Consider the following 21059-nt stretch of genomic DNA (forward strand, 5'->3'; position numbering starts at 1 on the left):
GGTCTCATCTGGTGAGCGCGCTCTCCAGCTCCTGGTCGATGAGGGACGTCAGCTCCTGCTCTGACAGCCCTTGAATCTCCGCGGAGAGCGCGCCCTGCGCCTCCTGCGATGCTTCCTGCTTCTTCTGAGCCTCGGTCCCCAGGCCCAGCTCGTCGGCCAGATGCGCCACGAGGCCGTTCACCGTGGGGAAGTCGAAGATCAGCGTTGAACGGAGGCTCCGCCCCAGACTGCTGGCGAGCCGGTTCTTGATTTCGATGGCCAGCAGCGAATCCACGCCCAGCTCGAACAGGCGCTCGTTCCCCGCCAGCCGCTCCGTCTCCGGCATGCCGAGCGTCGCGGCCACCTGCCCCGAGACGTGCTGACGCAGCAGCTCCAGCCGGCGGTTCGCTGGTGCCGCGTCGAGCTGCGCGCGGAAGGCCGGCGCCTGCACCCGCCGAGGCACGCTCCCGAGCAGCCCCTGCACCAACGCCTGACGCGCCAGCCCCGGCAGTTGCTCGGCCAGCCGCGCCCAGTCCACCGGGAACACGCCCCACTGGGCCTGCGAGCCGCCCATGAGCCGCTCCATCACCCCCAGGCCCTGCTCGACGGGAATCGAGCCGAAGCCCTGCGCCCCCGGCCGCGCCGACGCCGCGCGCTCCAACCGCGCCGCCATGCCCGTCTCCGCCCAGGAGCCCCAGTTGAGGGTCAGCGCGGGCAGGCCCTTCGCGTGGCGCAGGTGGACGAGCGCGTCGAGGAAGGCATTCGCGGCGACATAATTCGACTGCCCCGGAGAGCCGATGAGCGAGGCGGCCGACGAGAAGCAGACGAAGAAGTCCAGCGCCAGGCCCTCGCTGAGCGCATGCAGGTTCCACGCACCCTGGAGCTTGGGGGCCAGCACCTCCCGGAACTGCTCTGGCGTCTGGTTCGCGAGCGTCCCGTCCCGGAGGACGCCCGCCGTGTGGACGATGCCGCGCACGGGCGGCGCGTCTCGCAAGCTCGCGAAGAGCTCCGCCATGGCACCGCGAGACGCGAGGTCCACCTGGGCGACCCGCACCTCCACGCCCTGCGCCTCCAGCGCATCGAGGCGCGCGCGGGACTCGGGAGACGGTGCGCTCCGCCCCAGCAGGACCAGGTGTCGCGCGCCCTTGTCCGCCAGCCACGTCGCCACCCGCAGGCCGAGCCCGCCCAGGCCGCCCGCGACGATGTACGTCGCGTCCGCCACCATCGTCACCTTCCGGCTCGAGGCCGCTCGTGAGCGCGCCCGCTCCAGCCGGGGGGTGAAGAGGCTCCCTCCACGAATGGCCGCGGCGGACTCGGCGTCAGGCAGGGCCAGCGCGCGCACGAAGGTGCCCAGGTCCTCGGGCCGAGGCTCCGCGGGCAGGTCGATGCGGAGGCAGCGCAGCTCCGGCAGCTCCGTCGCCACCGCCTGCCCGAAGCCCCACAGCGGCGCCTGCGCGACGCGCACGCCATGCGTGTCCGCGGGCAGGCGCTGCGTGCCCCGGGTCACCAGCACCAGCCGAGGCGGCGTCCCCGCTCCCCGCGTCAGCGCCTGGGTGAGTCGCAGCGCGCCCAGGCACCCGGACTCCTGCGCCGCATCGAGCCGGGCGTCCGCGTCACCGCCCGCGTCATCGAGCCCCCAGAGGTACAGCACGCCCGTGGGGGGCTGATGCGCCCAGCCCTGCGCCAGCCGCGCGAAGTCGTCCGGGCTGGAGGGGTTGACGTGGAAGCCCTGAGCCGTGCTGCTGAACGCCTCGCCCTTGCGAACCAGCGTGCAGCGCGCACCGCGCCGCGACAGCACCTGCACGAGCTCCGAGCCGAAGCCGTCCTCACTGGCGAAGATGGCCCAGTGCGCACCGGAGGTGTGCGCGTCCTCCGTGACGGCGCTCGGTGTCCAGTTGAGGCGGTACAGCCAGTCCTGGAAGTCGTTGTCGAGCCCACGCAACAGCACGTCGCGCTCGGCCTTGCGCACCGAGAAGCCCGACACCACCGCCACCACGTCCCCCGCTTCATCACAGAGCGTCAGCGCCGTGGCGGGGAAGCCCTCCTGTCCCCCGTGGGGCGGCTGCGTGGCGTGGGTCCAGACCTTCTCCGGCAGCGGCCGGTACAGGTCGAGCGTCTGCAAGGCCACGGGGAGGTGCAGCGCATCCTCCTCCGTGAGTTGAGACACCGCCGCGGCCGTGCGCAGGCAGCCGTCGAACAGGGCCGGATGGATGCGGTAGTGCCCGCTCCGGTCCTCCACCTGGCCAAAGGACAGCGCGGCACGCTCGCCCCGGTGGAGCGACGTGAGCACCCGCAGCGACGGCCCATAGTCGAGCCCGTGGTGCGTGAAGACGGCGGAGAGCGCGTCGAGGGAGACCGGCGTCGCGCAGCTTTGGCTCCACGCCGCGCGGTCCACCTCGGGCGGCCTGGCGCTCAGCGCCGACACCCGGCACGTCACATGGGTCACCCACGCCGCCCGCGCGCCAGTCCCCTCGTCCGAGCGTTCATCGCCCCGGCTCACCACCTTGCACGCGAAGCCCGCCTCGCCCTGGTCCTCCAGCAGCGTCTGGACGACGCGCGCCTGCTGCTCGGGCAGCACCAGCGGCTGGAGCAGGGAGACATCCTCCAGCCGCAGGGACTCCGTGCCGAGCACCTGCGCCGCCGCCGAGGCCACCATCTCCACGAAGGCCGCGGCGGGCACCACGGCCTTGCCGTACACCCGGTGGTCCGACACGAAGGGCACGGAGGCCGCTGACAGCTCGTTGGAGAAGACCGTCAACCCCTCCTTCAGCGCCGCGGACTCCAGGCGCGCGCCCAGCAGCGGGTGGTTCGAGGCGCGGCGCGACGTGCGCGTCCAGGGCGCGGCCACGTCCAGCCAGTACCGCTGCCTTTCGAAGGGATAGGTCGGCAGGGCCACGCGAGTCCGGCCATGGCCCGCGTCGAAGCGCGCCCAATCCACCTTGGCGCCGCGCGCGTACAGTCCGGCCAGCGCGCGGAGCACGCCCACCCAGTCCGAGCGGCGCGGGTGCAGCGTCTCCAGCCACGCCGCCTCCTCGCCCGCCACCACGTCCCGCGCCAGGTTGGACAGCGAGGGCTTGGGCCCCACCTCCAGGAAGACACGCACCCCGCGCTGGAGGAGCGTCCGGACTCCGTCCTCGAAGCGCACGGGCTGGAGGACGTGGCGAGCCCAGTAGTCCGCGTGGGTGATGGCGTCACCGGCTTCACGGCCGTCCAGGTTCGAGATGAGCGGCAGCCTCGGCTTCTGGAAGGCCACCCGCCCGGCGGCGCGCTCGAACTCCGCCAGCATGGGCTGCATCAGCGGGGAGTGGAAGGCGTGCGACACGTTGAGCCGCCGGCTCTCGATGCCCGCCTCCCCGAGCGCCTGGACCACGGCGTCGATGGCGGCGGCGTCACCCGAGATGACGGTGTTCCGAGGCCCGTTGGTGGCCGCCAGCGTCACCCGTGGATGCGCGGCGATGAGCGGGAGGACGCGCGAGGACTCGGCGAACACGGCCAGCATCGCGCCGCGCTCCGGCAGCGCCTGCATCAGCCGCGCGCGCTCGGCCACCAGGGGCAGGCCGACCTCGGGCTCCAGGACGCCCGCGAACATGGCCGCCGCGTACTCCCCCACGCTGTGGCCCAGGACCGCGTCAGCGCGGAGCCCCCAGGCGCGCAGCAGGTTCGCCAGCGCCAGCTCCAGCGCGACCAGCGCGGGCTGCGTGTAGCGTGTCTCGTCCAGCGCCCCTCCCGTCTCGTGGAAGAGCACCTGGGTCAGCGGCCGCTCGAGGTGCGGCTGGAGGATGGCCTCGAAGCGGAGGATTTCCCGGCGGAACTCGGGCTGGGTGTCGAACAGCTCCCGCCCCATCCCGACGTATTGAGCGCCCTGCCCCGTGAAGAGGAAGGCGACACGCGGCGGCTCGGCCTCCTTCCGGCCCTCCGCGACAGCCCCTGGCGACGCGGGCTCGGCACGGCTGAACGCGCGCAACGCCTCCGCCATCTCCTCGGAGGTCGACGCCGTGAAGGCCGCGCGCTCCTCCAGCGCGCTCCGCCCCACGTTCGCCGTGTGGCAGACGTCCGCGAGCGCCTCCGAGGGCCGCGTCGACAACGCCTCCGCGATGGCGCCAGCCAGACGGCGCAGGCTGCCGTTCGACCGGGCCGAGAGCGCCAGGACGTGCCGTGGGCGCTCCAGCTCCCGGACCGGCGGCTTCGGCCGGGGCGCGGACTCCAGGACGACATGTGCGTTCGTCCCCGAGAAGCCAAACGAGCTCACCGCCGCGAAGCGAGACTCCGCCCCCCGCCACGGGCGGCGCTCCGTCGGGACTTCGATGGCCAGTTGCTTCCAGTCCACGTGAGGCGTGGGCGTGCGCAGGTGGAGATGCGGTGGGACCTCCTCGTTGGCCAGGCACAGGGCCGACTTGATCAACCCCGCGATGCCGGACGCCCCTTCGAGGTGCCCCATGTTCGTCTTCACGGAGCCGGCCATCAGAGACTGCGGCCGTCCCGTCTTCGCGCAGTAGACGGACGCGAGCGCCTCCAGCTCGATGGGGTCGCCCAGGGACGTCCCCGTGCCGTGCGCCTCCACGTAGCCCACCTTCGCGGGCTCCACCTGACCGTCCCGCAGGGCGTCGCGGATGACGCGCTGCTGAGCCAGCCCATTGGGCACCGTGAGCCCGCTGGTCCTCCCGTCCTGATTCACGGCCGAGCCGCGAATCACCGCGACGATGGGGTCCCCATCCGCGAGCGCGTCCGACAGGCGCCGCAGGAAGACCAGCCCGCACCCTTCGCCGCGCCCGATGCCATCCGCCGAGGCATCGAAGGTCTTGCACCGCCCGTCCGGCGACAACATGTGCGTGCGCGACTCAATCAGCGTGGCGACGGGAGAGAGGACCAGGTTCACCCCACCCGCCAGCGCGAAGTCGCTCTCACGCTGCCGGAGGCTGCGGATGGCCAGGTGGACCGCGACGAGCGACGACGAACACGCGGTGTCCACCGTGAGGCTGGGGCCCTCCAGTCCCAAGGCGTACGACAGGCGCCCCGCCGCGACGCTGGCGCCGTTGCCCGCGCCCGTGTGCGCGTCGATGAGCTCCGGAGACTGGGTGGCGATCTGCGTGTAGTCCTGCCCCATCATCCCGACGAACACGCCGGTCCGCGTCCCGTTCAGGCCCGCCGGATTGTGGCCGGAGCGCTCCACGGCCTCCCAGGCGACCTCCAGCAGCAGCCGGTGCTGCGGGTCCATCCGCGCCGCCTCGCGCGGGGAGATGCCGAAGAAGCGCGGCTCGAACTGGTCGATGTCCCGCAGGAAGCTGCCGTGGCGCGTGTAGATGCCTCCCGGATGGTCCGGGTCGGGGTGGAAGAAGCTGTCCGCGCTCCACCGGTCCGCCGGAATCTCGGTGACGGTGTCCACCCCCTCGGAGAGCAGGCGCCAGTAGTCCGAGGGACTGGTGACGCCGCCGGGGAACTGGCAGCCGATCCCCACGATGGCGATGGCGCCGTGCCGCTCCTGCTCATGGGCATCGAGCTTCGACTGCGCCTCCTGCAACTTCAGGAGCGCGCGCTTCATCAGCTCGCCGTAGCTCGTATCGCTTCCTTGCGCTGACATCGATTCGTCCTAGTTCATCTTCGACAACTGCTCGGAGAGCAGGTGCGCGAGGTTCGCTTCCGCCAGTCCATCCAGCGCGCGCTCGACCGGGCTGTCCGCCTTCGGCGTGGCGCGCGCCTCCTCCGTGAACTCCAGGGGGATGACCGCGTCCATGAGGTGGGCCGCGAGCTTCTCCGCCGTGGGGTAGTTGAAGACGAGCGTCGCGGGCAGCGACAGGCCGAGCCCGCTCTGGAGCCGGTTCTTGAGCTGGAGCGCCGCCAGGGAGTCGATGCCCAACTCGTGGAAGCCTCGCGCGGGGTCAATGGACTCCCCCGAGCCCGCGCCGCGCATCCACGCCACCTGCTCCCGCACGTAGTCCATCACCAGCCTCCGGCGCGCTTCGATGGGCGCCGCCGTGAGCGTGTCCAGGAACGACGCGCGCTCCACCGTTGGCGCGCCCCCCGCCCGCTCGCGCAGCTCCGCGTCGTAGGGCGTCGCCCGGCCACCGCCGAACACCGACCAGTCAATGGCGGCCACGCCCACCTGTGGGATGCGCGACGTGAGGAGGCGCTCCAGCGCGCGCAGGCCCTGCGCCTTCGGGATGACGCCAAAGCCCGGCGTGCGAGCCTCCTCGCTGACCGACACCTGAGCGCCCGCGTCACCCGCCCAGATGCCCCAGTTGATGCTCAAGGCGGGCAGGCCCAGGGCGCGCCGGTGATGCGCCAGGGCATCCTCGAACGCGTTCGCCGCGCAGTGGTTCGCCTGTCCCGCCGAGCCCACCAGCGACGCCACGGACGAGAACAACACGAAGTGCTCGAGCGGCAGGCCCGCCGTGAGGCGATGCAGGTTCCAGGCGCCCCGCATCTTGGGCCGCAGCACCGTCTCGAAGCGCTCCCAGCGCTGCTGCCGCAGCACACCGTCGTCGAGCACGCCCGCGGAGTGGAACACCCCGCCCAGCGGCGCCAGCTCCCCCGCCACCTCATGCAGCAGCGCGGCCAGCGCCTCCGCGTCCGCGATGTCGACCTGCCGGTACTCGACACGAGCGCCCTGCTGACGCAAGTGCTCCAGCCGCTCCGCGGCCTGCGGACTCACGGAGCCCCGGCCCGTCAGCACCAGGTTGCGCGCGCCCCGGCTCACCAGCAACTCCGCCGTCAGCAGACCGAGCCGGCCGAGCCCGCCCGCCACCAGATAGCTGCGGTCCGCACGGAAGGCCTCGACGCGCTCCGCGGAGGTGCCCACCAGCTTCCGCGACTCCACCCGCCGGAGCCGCGCGACATAGCGCCCGTCGCGATACGCCACCTGGTTCTCCGCCACGTCCGGGCGGCGGCGAATCTCCTGCGCCAGCAGCTCCGCCTGTGCGCCCGCGTCCCCGTTCGCGTCCAGGTCGACGCACCGGCAGTCCAGCTCGGAGGCCTCGATGGCCAGTGGCCGCGCCATGCCCCACAGCAACGACTGCGCGAGCCCCGGCAGCGGCGCGCCCACCGTCACGGGCTGCGCTCCACGGGACACCAGCCAGACGGCACCCGCATACCCACGGTCGAGCAGGAACTGGAGCAGCCCCAGCGCGCCCCCGCCCGACACGCGGGCGGCCCGCCCCAGCCCGTCCGCGTCCAGCGTCTCCACGCCTGCGCCGTGGGCCCCCCACAGGAAGATGACGTCCGACACGCTGGACGGCAGCGACATGGACCGCAGGGCCTCCGCGAGCGCCTCGGGCGCGTCAGGCACCTCGAAGGTCGTCTCATCGATACGCCGCGCGGCCGTGCCACGGATGGCGACGAAGCAGGTGCGGCCGTCGCGCGTCAGCGCCTCCGCGAGCGGCTGTCCCACGCCGTCGCGCTCCGTGAGCACCAGGCATGCGCCGCTCGAAGGCACCAGCGTCTCCGGACGGCGCCCCTCCAAGGCGAGCGGTTCCCACCGCCGCTCGTAGAGCCACTCATCCAGCGAGGTCGACAGCGCGGCGCGCAGCGCCTCCTGGCTCGTGCGCTGAAGCTCCAGACCGCGCACCCAGGCGCGCAGCGCCCCGTCGTTTCCGAAGATGCGGACGTCCGCGCGCAGCCGCTTCCCGCCCTCATCGAGCGGCCGCACCACGGCGTGGCTCCACACGCCATCGTCGATGCTGCCCAGCACCTGGAGGCGTTCGATGTTCACCGGTACGTACAGCTCGGTGCCATCCATGTCGGGATAGGCCCCGCCCACCACCTGGAGGCAGGCGTCCATCAAGGCGGGATGCGCGAGGAAACCGCCGCTGTTTCCAAGCCCCGAGGGCCGCTCGATGCGGGCCAGGACCTGCTCGCCTTCCCGGCGCAGCTCGGTGATGCCCTGGAACTCCGGACCGAACTCGACGCCCGCGCTGCGTGCCCGCTGGTAGTAGTCGTCGACAGGGAGCGGGGTCTGCAATGCCCTCAACACGCTGTCGAGGTCATGCTCCGCCACGGACGGCGCCACGTCTTCGAGGACCGCGAGCGTGCCCGTCGCGTGGAGGTTCCACACCGCGTCGGAGCCCTCGCCCGCCCGGCTGAAGATGCGGATGGAAGCCCGGCCCGCTCCATCGCGGCGCAGGGCGCACTGCACCTTCCGTTCGGCATCCTTCGGGAAGGTCATGGCGTTGAGGATGGCCAACTCCTTCAACTCCAGCGCGGACGTGCCCAACAAGCGGGCGCCAGCGGACAGCGCCATCTCGACGTAGCCCGTCGCTGGCAGCGTGGGCGTCCCGAAGACGCGGTGCTGTCCCAGGAATGACTGAGCGGACGGCCCCAGCGTCGCCTCGAACAGCAGCTCACCGGCCTCCAGGACCGCCAGGGGTACGCGCTCGCCGATGAGCGGGTGCTCGGCACGGGACACAGGCCGCCCGTTGGGACGCTGGAGCCCCGCCCCCTCCTCCCAGTAGCGCTGGCGCTGGAAGGCATAGGTCGGAACCGCCACCTTCCGCCGGGCGTAGCCGGCGTCCACCGCCGTCCAGTCCACCGGCACGCCGCGCACGTACAGCGCCGCCAGGCTCTCCAGCATCTGCCGCCAGCCACCGTCGTCGGCGCGCAGGCTCGGCAGCATCGTGCCCACGCCTTCGGGCAGCGAGCGCGCCGCCATGCCGAGCAGCGTCGCCTTCGGGCCGACCTCGACGAAGACGCGCACACCGTCGCGGTACACGGTCTCCACGCCCCGGGCGAACCGCACCGGGTTGCGGAGCTGGCTGCACCAGTAGTCCGGCGTGCCCAGCGCGTCCGTGATGAGCTCGCCCGTCATCCCGGAGACCATGGGAATGGACGGGGGCGAGAACCGCAGCGTCGAGGCCACCGCCCGGAACTCCGGGAGGATGGCCTCCATCATCACCGAATGGGCGGCGCGCGGGATGTTGAGGCGCTTCACCTTGAAGCCTCGCACCTCCAGCGCCTGGCCAATCTCTTCAATCTCCGCCGGGACTCCGGAGATGACGACGTTGTCCGGCCCGTTGACCGCCGCGATGGAGCTGGCCCACCCGCCTTCGGCCAGGAACGCACGCAGCTCCGGCTCCGCCGCGGAGACCGCGATGTTGCTGCCCTCGGGGAGCTGCTGAATCAGCCGGCCCCGGTGGACCGCCAGCTTGAGGCCGTCCTCCACGCTGAACACGCCCGCGATGCAGGCCGCGGCCAGCTCGCCCGTGCTGTGGCCCAGCAGCACGTCCGGCTGGATGCCCCAGGACATCCACAGCTCCGCCAGCGCGTACTCCAGCACGAAGACCACCGGCTGGGCGTAGCCGAGCTGGTCGATGGGCGACGGCTGCCCCGGCTCCGCGTAGAGGACGGAGAGCAGCGAGCGGTCCCAGTATTCGCGGAGCAGTTCGTCGAACGAATCGATGCGCCGGCGGAAGCCCGCGTGCGCCTGGTAGAGCTCACGCGCGGCCCCGACGTACTGCGAGCCCTGTCCAGAGAACAGGAACGCGACCTTCACCGCCTGCTTCGCGTCGACCGTGCCCTGCACGAAGCCCGGGTGTTCTTCGTTCCGCTCCGCCGCGCTCAGGACCGCCGCCACCTGCGCCGCGTCCGCGCCCACCACCGCGAGCCGGTGGTCGAAGGCGACGCGTCCGGTGTTCGCGGAGAAGCACACGTCCGCGAGCGACGCGTCCGGTGCCTCCAGCGCCGCCCGGTAGCGGCCCGCGAGCTGGCGCAGCGCCTCCGGGCTCCGCGCGGACAGCGCCAGGAGGTGCCGAGAGCGGTCCAGCCGCTGCGCGTCCGGCTGCCCCACCGCCACCGGCGGCGCCTCTTCGAGCACCAGGTGCGCGTTGGTCCCGCCGATGCCGAACGAGCTGAGGCCGGCGCGCAGCACGCCTTGCGCCGCCGTCCAGGGCCGGGCCTTGTCCACGACGTAGAACGGCGTCTTGTGCAGCTCCAGCCGCGGGTTCGGCGACTGGTAGTGCAGCGTGGGCGGCAGCGTGCGGTGCTGCAACGCCAGCACGACCTTGATGAGGCCGGCGACGCCCGCCGCGCTGTCGAGGTGACCGATGTTGCCCTTCACCGAGCCCAGGCCACACGTCTGGGCCTGCACCTGAGCGCCGAACGCCTCGGTCAGCGCCGCCACTTCGATGGGGTCGCCAATCGCCGTCCCGGTGCCATGGGCTTCCACGTAGGAGATGGTCCGCGGGTCCACCTTGGCGTGCTGATGCGCGCGCCGCACCACCTCCGTCTGACCGTCCACGCCGGGGGCCATGAAGCCCACCTTGCGGTGCCCGTCGTTGTTGATGGCGGAGCCCTTGATGACGGCGAGCACCCGGTCCCCGTCCGCGAGCGCCCTGCTCAGGCGCTTGAGGACCACGATGCCGGCGCCGCTCCCCGGAATGGTCCCGTTGGCTCCGGCATCGAAGGGACGGCAGTGGCCATCCCGCGAGAAGACGCTGCCCTCCTCGTAGAGGTAGCCCACGCGGTGGGGGACCTTGATGGCCACGCCACCCGCCAGCGCCAGGTCGCAGCTCCCCTCCACCAGCGCCGCGCACGCCGCCGACACCGCGACCAGGGACGTGGAGCAGGCCGTCTGGATGTTGATGCTGGGCCCGCGCAGGTCGAGCTTGTAGGACACCTGCGTGGCCAGGAAGTCCTTGTCCTGCGCCATCAGGTCCTGGAAGAAGCCAATGGGGCGCGTCAGGTCCGGGTACGGATAGCGGTAGTGACTGACGCTCTTGCCGGCGTACACGCCCACGAGCCCGTCGCGCCCCGAGGGCGGATAGCCCGCGTGCTCCAGCGCCTCCCAGGCGCACTCCAGGAACACCCGCTGCTGCGGGTCCAACGCGCGCGCCTCGCGAGGCGTCAGCGAGAAGAACTCGGCGTCGAACGCGTCGAAGTCCTCCATCACCGCCGACGAGCGGACGTAACCGGGGCTCCGGAACGCGTCCGGACTGACGCCCGCGGCCAGCAGCTCCTCGTCGGTGAACGTGCCCACCGACTCCACGCCCTGCATCAGGTTCCGCCAGAACTGCTCGGGCGTTGACGCGCCGGGGAAGCGGCAGCTCATCCCGATGATGGCGATGTCCCGCGCATCCTCCGTCCGCGGCGTCTCCTCGCGCGCCACGGGGGCCGCCGCCTCGGGCTGCGCCTCGCCCTCCGCCGCCGCGAGCTTCGCCGCGAGCACCTTGACGGTGGGCCTGCCGAACAGGTCCGTGACGGGGACGGAGCGCCCCAGCTTCTCCTTGAGCTCGAGGTGGAGCTTGATGAGGTGCACCGAGTTGGCGCCCAGCTCGAAGAAGTTCCGGTCCGGATGGACCTCCGGAACCCCCAGCACCTCCGCCACCACCTTCGCGATGGACTCCTGGAGCGCCTGGGCCTCACGGCCTGGCCGGCTGGCGACGGCGGGCTTGCGCTCCTCGCGCTGCGCGGGCTTCGCGACCGCGTCTGGGTGCGGCAGCGCCTTGCGGTCCACCTTCGCGTTGCGCGTCAGCGGCAGGGCCTCCAGCACCACGTAGGTCGCGGGGACCAGGTGCTCCGGCAGCTTGCGCGACAGGAACTCCCGGACGTGCCGCGTATCAATCCCCCGCTGCGCGTCCGACGGGACGACGTACGCGACGAGCCGCTTCTCGTGGTGTTCGCCCACGGCGCCAACCACGGCGGCGCTGATGCTCGCCTCCTGGAGCAGCGCGGCCTCGATTTCCCCGGGCTCGATGCGCTGTCCACGGATGGAGAGCTGGAAGTCGACCCGGCCGAGGAACTCGATGGTGCCATCCGGGAGGTAGCGCCCGAGGTCACCCGTGCGGTAGATGCGCTCCCCCGTCCTTGGGTGCACGGTGAACTTCTTCGAGCCCGCCCCCGCGCCCACGTAGCCCTGGGCCACGCCCACGCCGGCGCAGCACAGCTCGCCCGGCACCCAGACGGGGCGCTCGTCCAGGTGCTCGTCCAGCACGTAGTACTTCGTGTTCGAGATGGGCTTGCCGTACGGGATGCTGCGGCGGCGCTCGTCCGCCTCGGCGACCGGGTGGGAGATGTTCCACAGGGACGTCTCCGTCGGGCCGCCGACGCTCATCAGCTTCACGTCACCGAACTTCGCCCGCAGCCGCGAGGGCATGGTGACGGGGAGCCAGTCGCCGCCGAGCATCACCAGCCGCAGCGGACAGGTCAGCCGCGCGTTGCTGCCTTCGAGGTACGTCAGCAGCATCTCCATCATCGCCGGCACGGTGCTCCAGATGGAGACGCCATGCCGGCTCATCAGCTCCGCCCAGTGCGACGGGTCCCTGCGCGACGAGGCGTCCGGCATGACCATGGCCGCGCCAGCGCTCAGCGTGCCGAACACGTCGTAGACGGAGAAGTCGTGGTGGAGCGCGCTGAGGGCGATGACGCGGTCATCCGGCCCGACGCCGAACCTCCGGTTCGTCCACTCCACGCCGTTGACCATGCCCGCGTGGGTGAGCATGGCCCCGTTGGGCTGGCCCGTGGAGCCGGAGGTGTAGAGGATGTGCGCCAGGTCCTCGGGCCGCTGCACGGGCGCGGGCGGCGCGTCGCTGTACTCGCTGAAGGCGTCCGGGGTGACGACGAGCACCTGGACTCCCTCCGGCCAGGCCTCCCGCGCGAACTTCGGCTGCGTCACCGCCAGCGAGGCCCCGCCGTTCTTCATCATGAAGGCGCGGCGCTCCCGCGGCAGGCCCGCGTCGATGGGCAGGTACGCCGCGCCCGAGCCGAGCACGCCCAGCGCGGCCACGACCTGCTCCCACCCCTTCTCCATCACGATGGCGACGATGCGGTTGGGCGCGGCGCCCCGCTCCCGCAGCGCATGCGCCAGCCGGCTGGAGCGCCGGGACAGCTCGCCGTAGGTCAGGCTCACACTGGACGAAGCCAGCGCCAGCGCCTCCGGGCGCGCGGCGGCGTTGCGGAAGAAGCCGGTGTGGAGCAGCGCGCCGCTCTGGGGGCGCGCCGTGTCGTTGACGCGGGCCAGCAGCTCCACCTGCCGGGCCGGGCGCGTGTCCAGGCGCTGCTGGTCCCACGCCGCGTCGTCCTCCGCCAGGCGCCGCAGCAGGGCGCAGAAGCTGGAGAACATGTCGTCAATCATGCCGGGCGGGAACAGCTCCTCCGCCACGTCCCAGTTCAGGAAGACGCCGCCGCGCTGGTAGACAATCTGCAGGTCGATCCACACCTGGGGCGTCTGCGTCAGCGCCTCCACCAGCTCGCCGAACTCCTCCGCCAGGAAGTCGACCCAGTGCGAGTCCTTGCTCTTGGAGTGAGACGCGAAGCTCGTCATCACCACGGGCATGATGGCGCCTGAGATCCGCCCCTGCGCCCGGAACAGCTCGCGCAGCAGCTCCACGCCGCTCACCTCGCGGTGCTCCAGGGCGAGGAAGAGCTGGTCCCGGATGGCCAGCGCCCGCTCCGTGAAGGACCGCTCCGGCCGGTGGTCCACCTCAATCAGCGTGAAGCTGGCGAAGGTGCCGACAATCTCGTTGACCTGGGGATGCAGGGGCAGCCGGTTGAAGTGCGGGACGTTGAGCGTGAAGCGCGGGCTGCGGCTCCAGCGCGCCATGACCTCCGCGTACGCCGCCAGCAGCAGCTCCGGCTCCGTCAGCTTCCGCGCGCGCGCCCGCTGCTTGAGCGGCTGCCAGACGTCTGGCCCCAGCCGCTCGAAGACACGGCCGAAGCGAGGGCGCCGCAGCGAGCCCGGGTCTCTTTCGAGCGGCAGGTCCGGCGCGGGCGGCAGGTTCGGCAGGCGGGAGCGCCAGTATTCGAGCGAGCGCGAATACCGGGCCCCCCGCGCGTGCTGCACCGCCAGCGCGTAGTCCCGGAACGACAGGTCCAACTGGGGCAGCGCCGGCGCACCGCCCAGGTGTTTGTAGAGGTGGACCAGCTCCCGGTAGAGAATCTGGAAGCTGTACCCATCGATGAACGTCCCATCGATGCTCATGAACAGGCGGGAGCGTCCCCCGTCGAGCTGGCACACTCGCAGCTCGAACAGCGGCCACTGGTCCAACGCCAGCACCTGCTGGGACAGGCGCGCCCGGATCGCCTGGAAGCGGGCCTCCGCCTCTTCCTGGCCGCGCCCGCGCAGGTCCTCCACGGGGAGCGCGTAGCGCGGCACCTCGGGGAGGATGCGCTGCTGGAAGCCAGGCAGCGCCACCACCCGAAGCATCTCGTGGCGGGCGACGAGCAGGTTCCAGGCCTCCTCGAAGCGCGCCAGGTCCAGCGCGTGGCAGTCAATCTCGTTGTACGCGTGCATCGCCGCGTTCATCTCGAGTTCGGCCTGCCGGCCCACGCTGTAGGCCTGCTGAATCTCCGTCATCGGGAACGGCTCGTGCCGCGCCTCGGGCCGGGGCGTGATTTGCGGCAGGGTCTCCGCCTGGGGCACCCGCTGCTCCGCCAGGAGGGTCAGCAGCGCCGCCTTGTTCGCCACCAGTTGCTCGCGCAGCGCGCCCGGAATCTCACCCGTGGGCGATTCGACCGCCAGCCGCTCACCCTCCACCGACAGCTTGATGCCGTGCCCGGCCAGGGCCTGGAGAAGCTCACTCAATGTCATAGCAGGACCCGCTTCGAGTCGTTGCGCTCCGAGGAGGCAACGCCGAGCACACTGGCGACCGCGAGCTTCTCGAGAAGCTCAGCCGTCACCTGCTCGATGGAACGTTCGTCGACGAAACTCTTGAGCGGCAGGCTCACGTCGAGCTCGCCCAGCACCATGTCCCGCAGCTCGAGCGCCATGATGGAGTCGAACCCCAACGCGTCGAACGAGTCCGTGGACGACAGCTTCGCGGTCGGAATCCTGCCGACCTCGCTGACCATCTCCTTGAGCCGGGTCTCCAGGAGGCCCTGGCGCGCGGCCCCCTCCAGCGAGAGCAACACCTCGCGCAGCTTGCGGGGCGCCTCCGCCACCACGGGCCCGGCCTCCTCCACCGCCGCGCGGCGGAACAGCGATGAAGCCGCGATGGAGGGATGGCTCTGGACCCAACGCTCCGGGTCGAAGCGCGCGATGCCACGCGTGGCGCGGTTCTCGGGCAGCACCCGCGCCATGGCCGCCAGCGCCTCGTCCACCGACATGGGCCGCATGCCCCGCTCCGCGAGCCGGTCCCCGCGCCGCGTGTCAGCGACGGCCATCCCCACCTCGCCCCAGCTCCCCCAGTTGAGGCTGATGGCGGGCAGGCCGCGCGCGCGCCGGAAGTGAGCCAAGGCGTCCACGAACGCGTTGGCCGCGGCGTAGCTGGCCTGCCCCGGAGAGCCGATGAGGGACGCCGTCGAGGAGAACAGGACGAAGTGTTCGATGGTGGCGTCGGTGGCCAGCGCGTGCAGGTTCCAGGCGCCATCGAGCTTGGGCCCGATGACGGTCTCGAAGTCTCGCGGCGTCCACTGCGACACCGCGCTGTCCGCCAGCACGCCCGCGCTGTGGAAGACGCCGCCCAGCGGCACGCCGCCTCCGCGAACCGCGGCGAGCAGCTCCGCCACCGGCTCCGGACGGCTCACGTCGACGCGGAAGGTCTCCACGCGCGCGCCCGCCGCACGCAGCGGCGCCAACGCCTGCCGGGCCTCGTCGGTCTCCCCCTTCCTCCCGCACAGGGCGAGGTGACGCGCGCCATGCGCCACCAGCCAGGCCGCGAGCCGCAGCCCGATGCCCCCCAGGCCACCGGTAATCAGGTACGTGCGGTCCTGCCGGGGACGGAAGGCGCTCGCGCCGCCCGGAATCGGCTGCGCCTGCGTGAACGAAGGCGCCAGGCGCCGCTCCCCCCGCAGCACGACCTCGTCATCGTCATCGGCGGCGGCCACCTTGCGCGCGAGCTCCGCCACCAGCCGACCGAGGGCGTCCGGCTCGGTATCGATGCGCTTGCACGCGAGCTCGGGGTGCTCATAGGCGATGACACGGCCCAGCCCCCAGAGCGGCGCGCCCGTCATCGACACGGGCCCCGTCGCCTCGCCCACGGGCTGCGCGCCCTGGGTGACGAGGAACAGCCGGGGCGGCGCCGTCACCGCCAGCCGAGCGAGGGCCTGCACGAGTGACGTCGCCGACCGGACCTCTCGTTGGACCGACGCGCGCAGCCCCTCCAGGGATTCCTGGGGGTCCGTACTCGCCAGGTAGACGACGCCGCGCGGTGACGCGCCCACGGGCATCCACTCCCGGAGCACCGTCTCCCAGTCGGAGTCCGCGGTGGCCACGCACACCGTGCCCCCCGTGACCGTGAGCGCCTGACGCAACGCCTCCGCCTCCGTCAGCCTCTCGGCGACGAGGAGCCAATGCCCCCCCGCGTCCACGGGAAGCGGCCCCGCGTCTCGCGCGGTCCACGCGAGCTCGCAGAAGAGCCCGTCCGTGGACACCTCGGGCGCGGAGGGAGCCACCTGGACGGGGGCGGGAGCCAGCTCGCCGTCCCACCAGTAACGCTCACGCTGCCACGGGTACGTCGGCGCCGCCGCCCTGCGCGCGCCCACGTAGAGCCCGTCGAAGCGCACGGGGCGCCCCGCGCGGTACAGACGCGCGATGCCGTCCAGGAGCGTCTGCCAGGCGTCACCCGCAGGAGCGCTGGCACGCAGGATGAGGGCCTCGCCGCCTCGGCGCTGGACCACCGCGTCCAACGCGGCGTCCAGGGAGGTGTCGCAGGAGGTCAGGAGGAAGACCGTCGTGTCGCGAGCCCCCAGCGCCTCCGCGGACGGCGTCAGGTCGGACGAGGCGGCGAGCTGCTTCTCCCAGTCCGAAACCGGCACGGTGGTCCCCGCGCCGACCCAAGCCTCCTCCGCCGTGGAGAAGCAGGGGCACTTCAGGGGCTGAGGCCGAACGGGCTGCGAGGAAGACAGCCGCAGGCCGAGGCGTACGGCGTCCTCCACGGAGAGCCCTCCCGAGACGACCGCCGCGGAGAGGGCCCCCACGCCGGCGCCCGCGACCGCCGATGGAGCGACGCCACACGCGCGCCACAGCTCCGCCAGCGCGACCTGGAACGTCAGGAGGATGCCCGCGGCGTGCGCCGTGTCCGTGCTCCCCTTCCCCCGCGTCACCTGCTCGATGGCCGACCAACCCGCGACCTCCCGGAGGACCGCGTCCACCCGGTCCGCGTGCACCTTGAAGGCCGCCCGCCCGAGCAGCTCCCGCATCCAGCGGTCGACCTGGGGCTCCGCGTCACCGAAGACGAAGACAGCTTCGCCCGCGGCGGCACTCCGGGACGGCCCCCGCGCATCGCGCCCCTCCGCGATGGCCTGGAGCGCCAACCGGAGCGCCTCGGGCGTGCTGGCGACCACGGCCGCGCGGTGTGCGTGATGGGCGCGCCCGGTGCCCGCCGTGAAGCACGCATCCACCAGGCGCGTGCCGGGGCCGGCCTCCGCGAGGTGACGCAGCCACGACGCCGCCAGCGTCCGCAGCGCGGGCTCCGTGCGCGCGGAGAGGGGCAACACATACGGCCCGGCCTCCACGGGGACGGGAGCGGACTCGGCGTAGGCCTCGACGAGCGCGTGCGCGTTCACCCCGCTCATGCCGAACGAGCTCACCGCGACCCGGTGCGGTCCTTCCCGGAGCGCCAGGGGCGTGCGCGCGCGAGGCACCGCGAGGCCCGAGCCCTCCCACGCGAACTCAGGCGTCGGGTGCTCGAAGTTGACCGCGGGAGGAGCCTCTCCCGCCTGAAGCACGAGGACTGCCTTGATGAGCCCCGCGATGCCCGCGGCGGCCTCCATGTGCCCGATGTTCGGCTTGACGGAGCCAATCCACAGCGGCCGGTCCGACGTCCGCGCCGCACCGTAGACGCGCGACACGCCGTCCAGCTCGATGGGGTCCCCCAGCCGCGTCCCCGTCCCGTGCGCTTCCAGGTAGTCCACCTGGCCGGGTTCGACGCCCGCGCGTTGCAGGACCCGGCGGTACAGCGCCTCCTGGGCGCGGACGTTCGGCACCGTGAGGCCGCCGCTCGCGCCGTCGTGATTCATGCCCGTGCCCCGCAGCGTCGCGAGGATGCGGTCGCCATCGCGCACGGCGTCCCGGAGCCGCTTCAGGATGACCACGCCGCAGCCTTCGCCCTGCACCATCCCGTCCGCGTCCCGGTCGAACGTGCGGCAGTGGCCGCTGGGGGACAGCGCCCCCGCCTTGGACAGGAACACGCTGAGCTGCGGCGCCAGGATGAGCTTCACACCGCCAGCGATGGCCAGCGTCGACTCCTCCGTGCGCAGGCTCTGACACGCCAGGTGCACGGCGGACAGCGAGGACGAACACGCGGTGTCCACCGCCAGGCTCGGCCCTTCGAGCCCGAGCAGGTACGACAGCCGGCCCGCCACATAGCTGGCGTCCACGCCGGTGGAGTAATGGGCGCTCACCTTCTCCAGCCCGCCGCCGGTGACGAACGCGTAGTCCTTGGCATGGACGCCGGCGAAGACGCCGGTCCGCGTCCCCGCGAGCTGGTGCGGCGGAATCCCCGCGTCCTCCAGCGCTTCCCAGCTCACCTCCAAGAAGAAGCGCTGCTGCGGGTCCATGCCCTCGGCTTCGCGCCGGGAGATGTGGAAGAACTCCGCGTCGAACCGGTCCACCCCGTCCACGAAGCCGGCGCGGCGCATGGACAGCTTCCCGGGCCCGCTGGGGTCCGGGTCATGGAGTCCCTGGAGGGCGCGCCGATCGGCGGGGACCTCCGTCAGCGCCTCCCCCGCGCCCCACAGCAGGTCGCGGAACTTCGCGGGGCTGGTGGCTCCGCCAGGAAAGCGGCAGGCCATGCCGATGATGGCAATCGGCTCACGCTCCCCGTTCGAGCCCGCCGCCAGCTTCTTCTGCAGCTTCTCGATGGTCAGCAGGGCCTGCTGGAGTGGCGACAGCTCCGCCATGAATCCGTCCTTCCGGCTCATCACGCGACCTCGATGCTGAGTTCCGCCAGCGTCCGGGCGATCTGCTCGCGCGCTTCGTCCTCGGACAGCCCGGCGATGCGCTCCACCAGGCCCTCCTCTTCCTCCGCGGACGCGCTCGCCCCCTCCGAGACGGAGGGCCCCCGGCCGTGCCCGGCCTCCAGCAGCGACACCAGCCGCTTCGCCAGCGGCTCCAACCGGGGCAATTCGAAGAAGAGCGTCGTCGACAGCGGGAGCTGGAGCGCGCGTGCGATGCGCTCCTTCAACAGCGTGGCGCCAATGGAGTTCAAGCCCAGCTCGAAGAAGGTCCGCCCCTGCACGTCGAGCGTCGCGGGCTCCACCTCCAGCACATCCGCGAGGTGCCCGCGCAAGAACGCCCGCATCTGAAGCTCCCCGTGAACCTCGGGCACGCCAGAGGCATCCCCCGCGGCGACCGCGGCCGCCTGAAGCAACGTCGCCGCGTCACGCGGCGCGGCCTTGGGCGGACGGCAGACCTCGTCGGGCGTGAGCCATTCCGGCCACAGGCGCTGACGCTGGAAGGGATAGACGGGCAGGCTCACGCAGCGCCCGCCCCACGACGGGGACAGCTCCGGCGGCAGCACGCCCCCCGCCACGAAGGCCCGCCCGGCCTCCACCCAGTCTCGCGGCATGTCGTCCTGGGCCAGCACCGTCGCACCCGTCGCTTGCGCCAGTGCCCCCAGGAGCGCCACGAGCCCGTCCCGGTCCGCCGCCACCACCGCGCCTCGGTGACGGTGGTGCTGCCGCTTGAGCGCCGCGGTGAAGCAGAGGTCCTCCAGCGTCGCCACCGCGTCAGGCGTCGTGGCGACGAAGTCCCGGAGCTGGAGCGCCCGCTGCCGGAGCGCGTCCAGCGAGAGCGCGGAGAGCACCAGGAGGTGGCCCGGCACCGGCGCCCGCTCCGAAGTCACGGGGGCGCCCGCTGGCGCCTCCTCCAGCACCACGAAGCCGTTGGCGCCGCCCAGTGACGTGGACACGATGCCCGCCCGCAGCGGCTCCCCCGGCGTCCGCGCGGCCCACGGCTCCAGCGCCGTCTGGATGCTCAGCCCAAGCCGCTCGAAGTCGATCAACGGATTGGGCGCGTCCACATGAATCGTCGGCGGCAGGGTCCGGTGGTGCAGGGACAGGCACACCTTGATGAACTGCGCGATGCCCGCCGCCGCGCCCAGGTAGCCCACGTTGTTGCTGATGGCGCCGAGCCGGCAGGGCAACGGCCGCTGTGGTCCGAGCGCCTCGCCAATGGCCTCCGCCTCGGCCGCGTCGCCCTTGAGGAACGCCGAGCCATGCAGCTCGATGTAGTCGACGCTCTCTGGCGCCACCCCGCCCTGCGCACACGCCTGCCGGATGACGTCCGCCTGCGCCGAGGCGCTGGGCGCCATGATCCACTCGTTCCGGCCGTTGTGGTTGACCGCGCTGCCGCGAATCACCGCGTACACGCGTTCACCGGGGAGGACCTTCGACAGCGGCTTGAGGACCACGACGCCCGCCCCCTCCCCGCGCACGTAGCCGTCCGCCTGGGCGTCCAGGGTCCGGCACTGCCCCCGCTCCGAGAACACCCCCGCCTGGGACAACATGATGCTGCTGTCCGGAGACAGCATCAGCTCCACGCCCCCGGCGAGGGCCATCTCCACCTCGCCCAGCACCAGGCTGCGGCACGCCTCGTGGAGCGCCACCGTCGAGGACGCACACCCCACGCTGGACACGGTGCTGGGGCCGCGGAAGTCGAACGCATAGGAGAGGCGGTTGGCCGCGAAGGACGCCGTCGTCCCGAGGACGGAGTAGCCATCCAGCGCGGCCCAATCCCTGGCCACCATCCGCTGGAAGTCGCTGAAGTTGACGCCCATGAAGACGCCCGTACGGCTCCCCTTCACGGCATCGAAGGGGAGGCCCGCGTCCTCCAACGCGTGCCACGCGCACTCGAAGAGCAGGCGGTGCTGCGGGTCCATCTGCCGCAATTCCCGCTTGGACAGCCGGAACGCCGTGGGGTCGGCCTGGTCCACGCCGTCAATCAAGCCAGCGCGACGGTTGCGAATCGTCCCGGGACGGTCCGGCGCCGCATCGAAGAGCGACTCCAGCGGCCAGCGGCCTGCCGGGATGTCTCCCGTCGCATCAATCCCATCACATAACATCCGCCAAAGCGTAGCCGGGCAGTCCGACGTGGGGAGACGCAGCCCCAGACCAATCACAGCGATGGGTTCACTCCACATCGGGGCACGGCTCCGCTGACGGCCAGCAGGCCGCTCAGGCACATTGCTCATTGGGACTTCAATCATGACCAACGAAGA

General features: G+C 72.1%; 4 protein-coding genes. All 4 read right to left on the minus strand.

The window, feature by feature from the left end; all coding sequences use genetic code 11:
- Positions 1-4 precede the first annotated feature (4 nt).
- Genes MYMAC_RS21285 through MYMAC_RS21300 form a run of 4 tightly spaced genes read right to left on the minus strand, consistent with a single transcriptional unit; the run spans position 5 to position 20981 of the window.
- The gene (locus MYMAC_RS21285; RefSeq protein WP_095959413.1) at positions 5-5557 is read right to left on the minus strand and encodes a type I polyketide synthase; all 5553 of its coding nucleotides are present in this window, start codon (positions 5555-5557) and stop codon (positions 5-7) included.
- 9 nt (positions 5558-5566) lie between these two features.
- Positions 5567-14491: a hybrid non-ribosomal peptide synthetase/type I polyketide synthase gene (locus MYMAC_RS21290; RefSeq protein WP_095959414.1), complete on the minus strand. Its 8925-nt coding sequence runs from the start codon at positions 14489-14491 to the stop codon at positions 5567-5569.
- Positions 14488-18762 carry a type I polyketide synthase gene (locus tag MYMAC_RS21295; RefSeq protein ID WP_204816861.1) on the minus strand — a complete coding sequence of 1425 codons (4275 nt, stop codon included), beginning with the start codon at positions 18760-18762 and terminating at the stop codon, positions 14488-14490. The genes MYMAC_RS21290 and MYMAC_RS21295 overlap by 4 nt, the downstream gene beginning before the upstream one ends.
- Positions 18762-20981: a beta-ketoacyl synthase N-terminal-like domain-containing protein gene (locus MYMAC_RS21300; protein WP_095959416.1), complete on the minus strand. Its 2220-nt coding sequence runs from the start codon at positions 20979-20981 to the stop codon at positions 18762-18764. The genes MYMAC_RS21295 and MYMAC_RS21300 overlap by 1 nt, the downstream gene beginning before the upstream one ends.
- Between the last annotated feature and the right edge of the window lie 78 nt (positions 20982-21059).

Origin of the sequence: Corallococcus macrosporus DSM 14697 (genome assembly GCF_002305895.1) — a bacterium.
Classification (GTDB): Bacteria; Myxococcota; Myxococcia; order Myxococcales; family Myxococcaceae; genus Myxococcus; species Myxococcus macrosporus.

Coding starts and splice junctions, on each gene's coding strand:
- MYMAC_RS21285 (WP_095959413.1), bottom strand. CDS start 5,557: ATGTCAGCGCAAGGAAGCGATACGAGCTACGGCGAGCTGATGAAGCGC.
- MYMAC_RS21290 (WP_095959414.1), bottom strand. CDS start 14,491: ATGACATTGAGTGAGCTTCTCCAGGCCCTGGCCGGGCACGGCATCAAG.
- MYMAC_RS21295 (WP_204816861.1), bottom strand. CDS start 18,762: ATGAGCCGGAAGGACGGATTCATGGCGGAGCTGTCGCCACTCCAGCAG.
- MYMAC_RS21300 (WP_095959416.1), bottom strand. CDS start 20,981: ATGTGGAGTGAACCCATCGCTGTGATTGGTCTGGGGCTGCGTCTCCCC.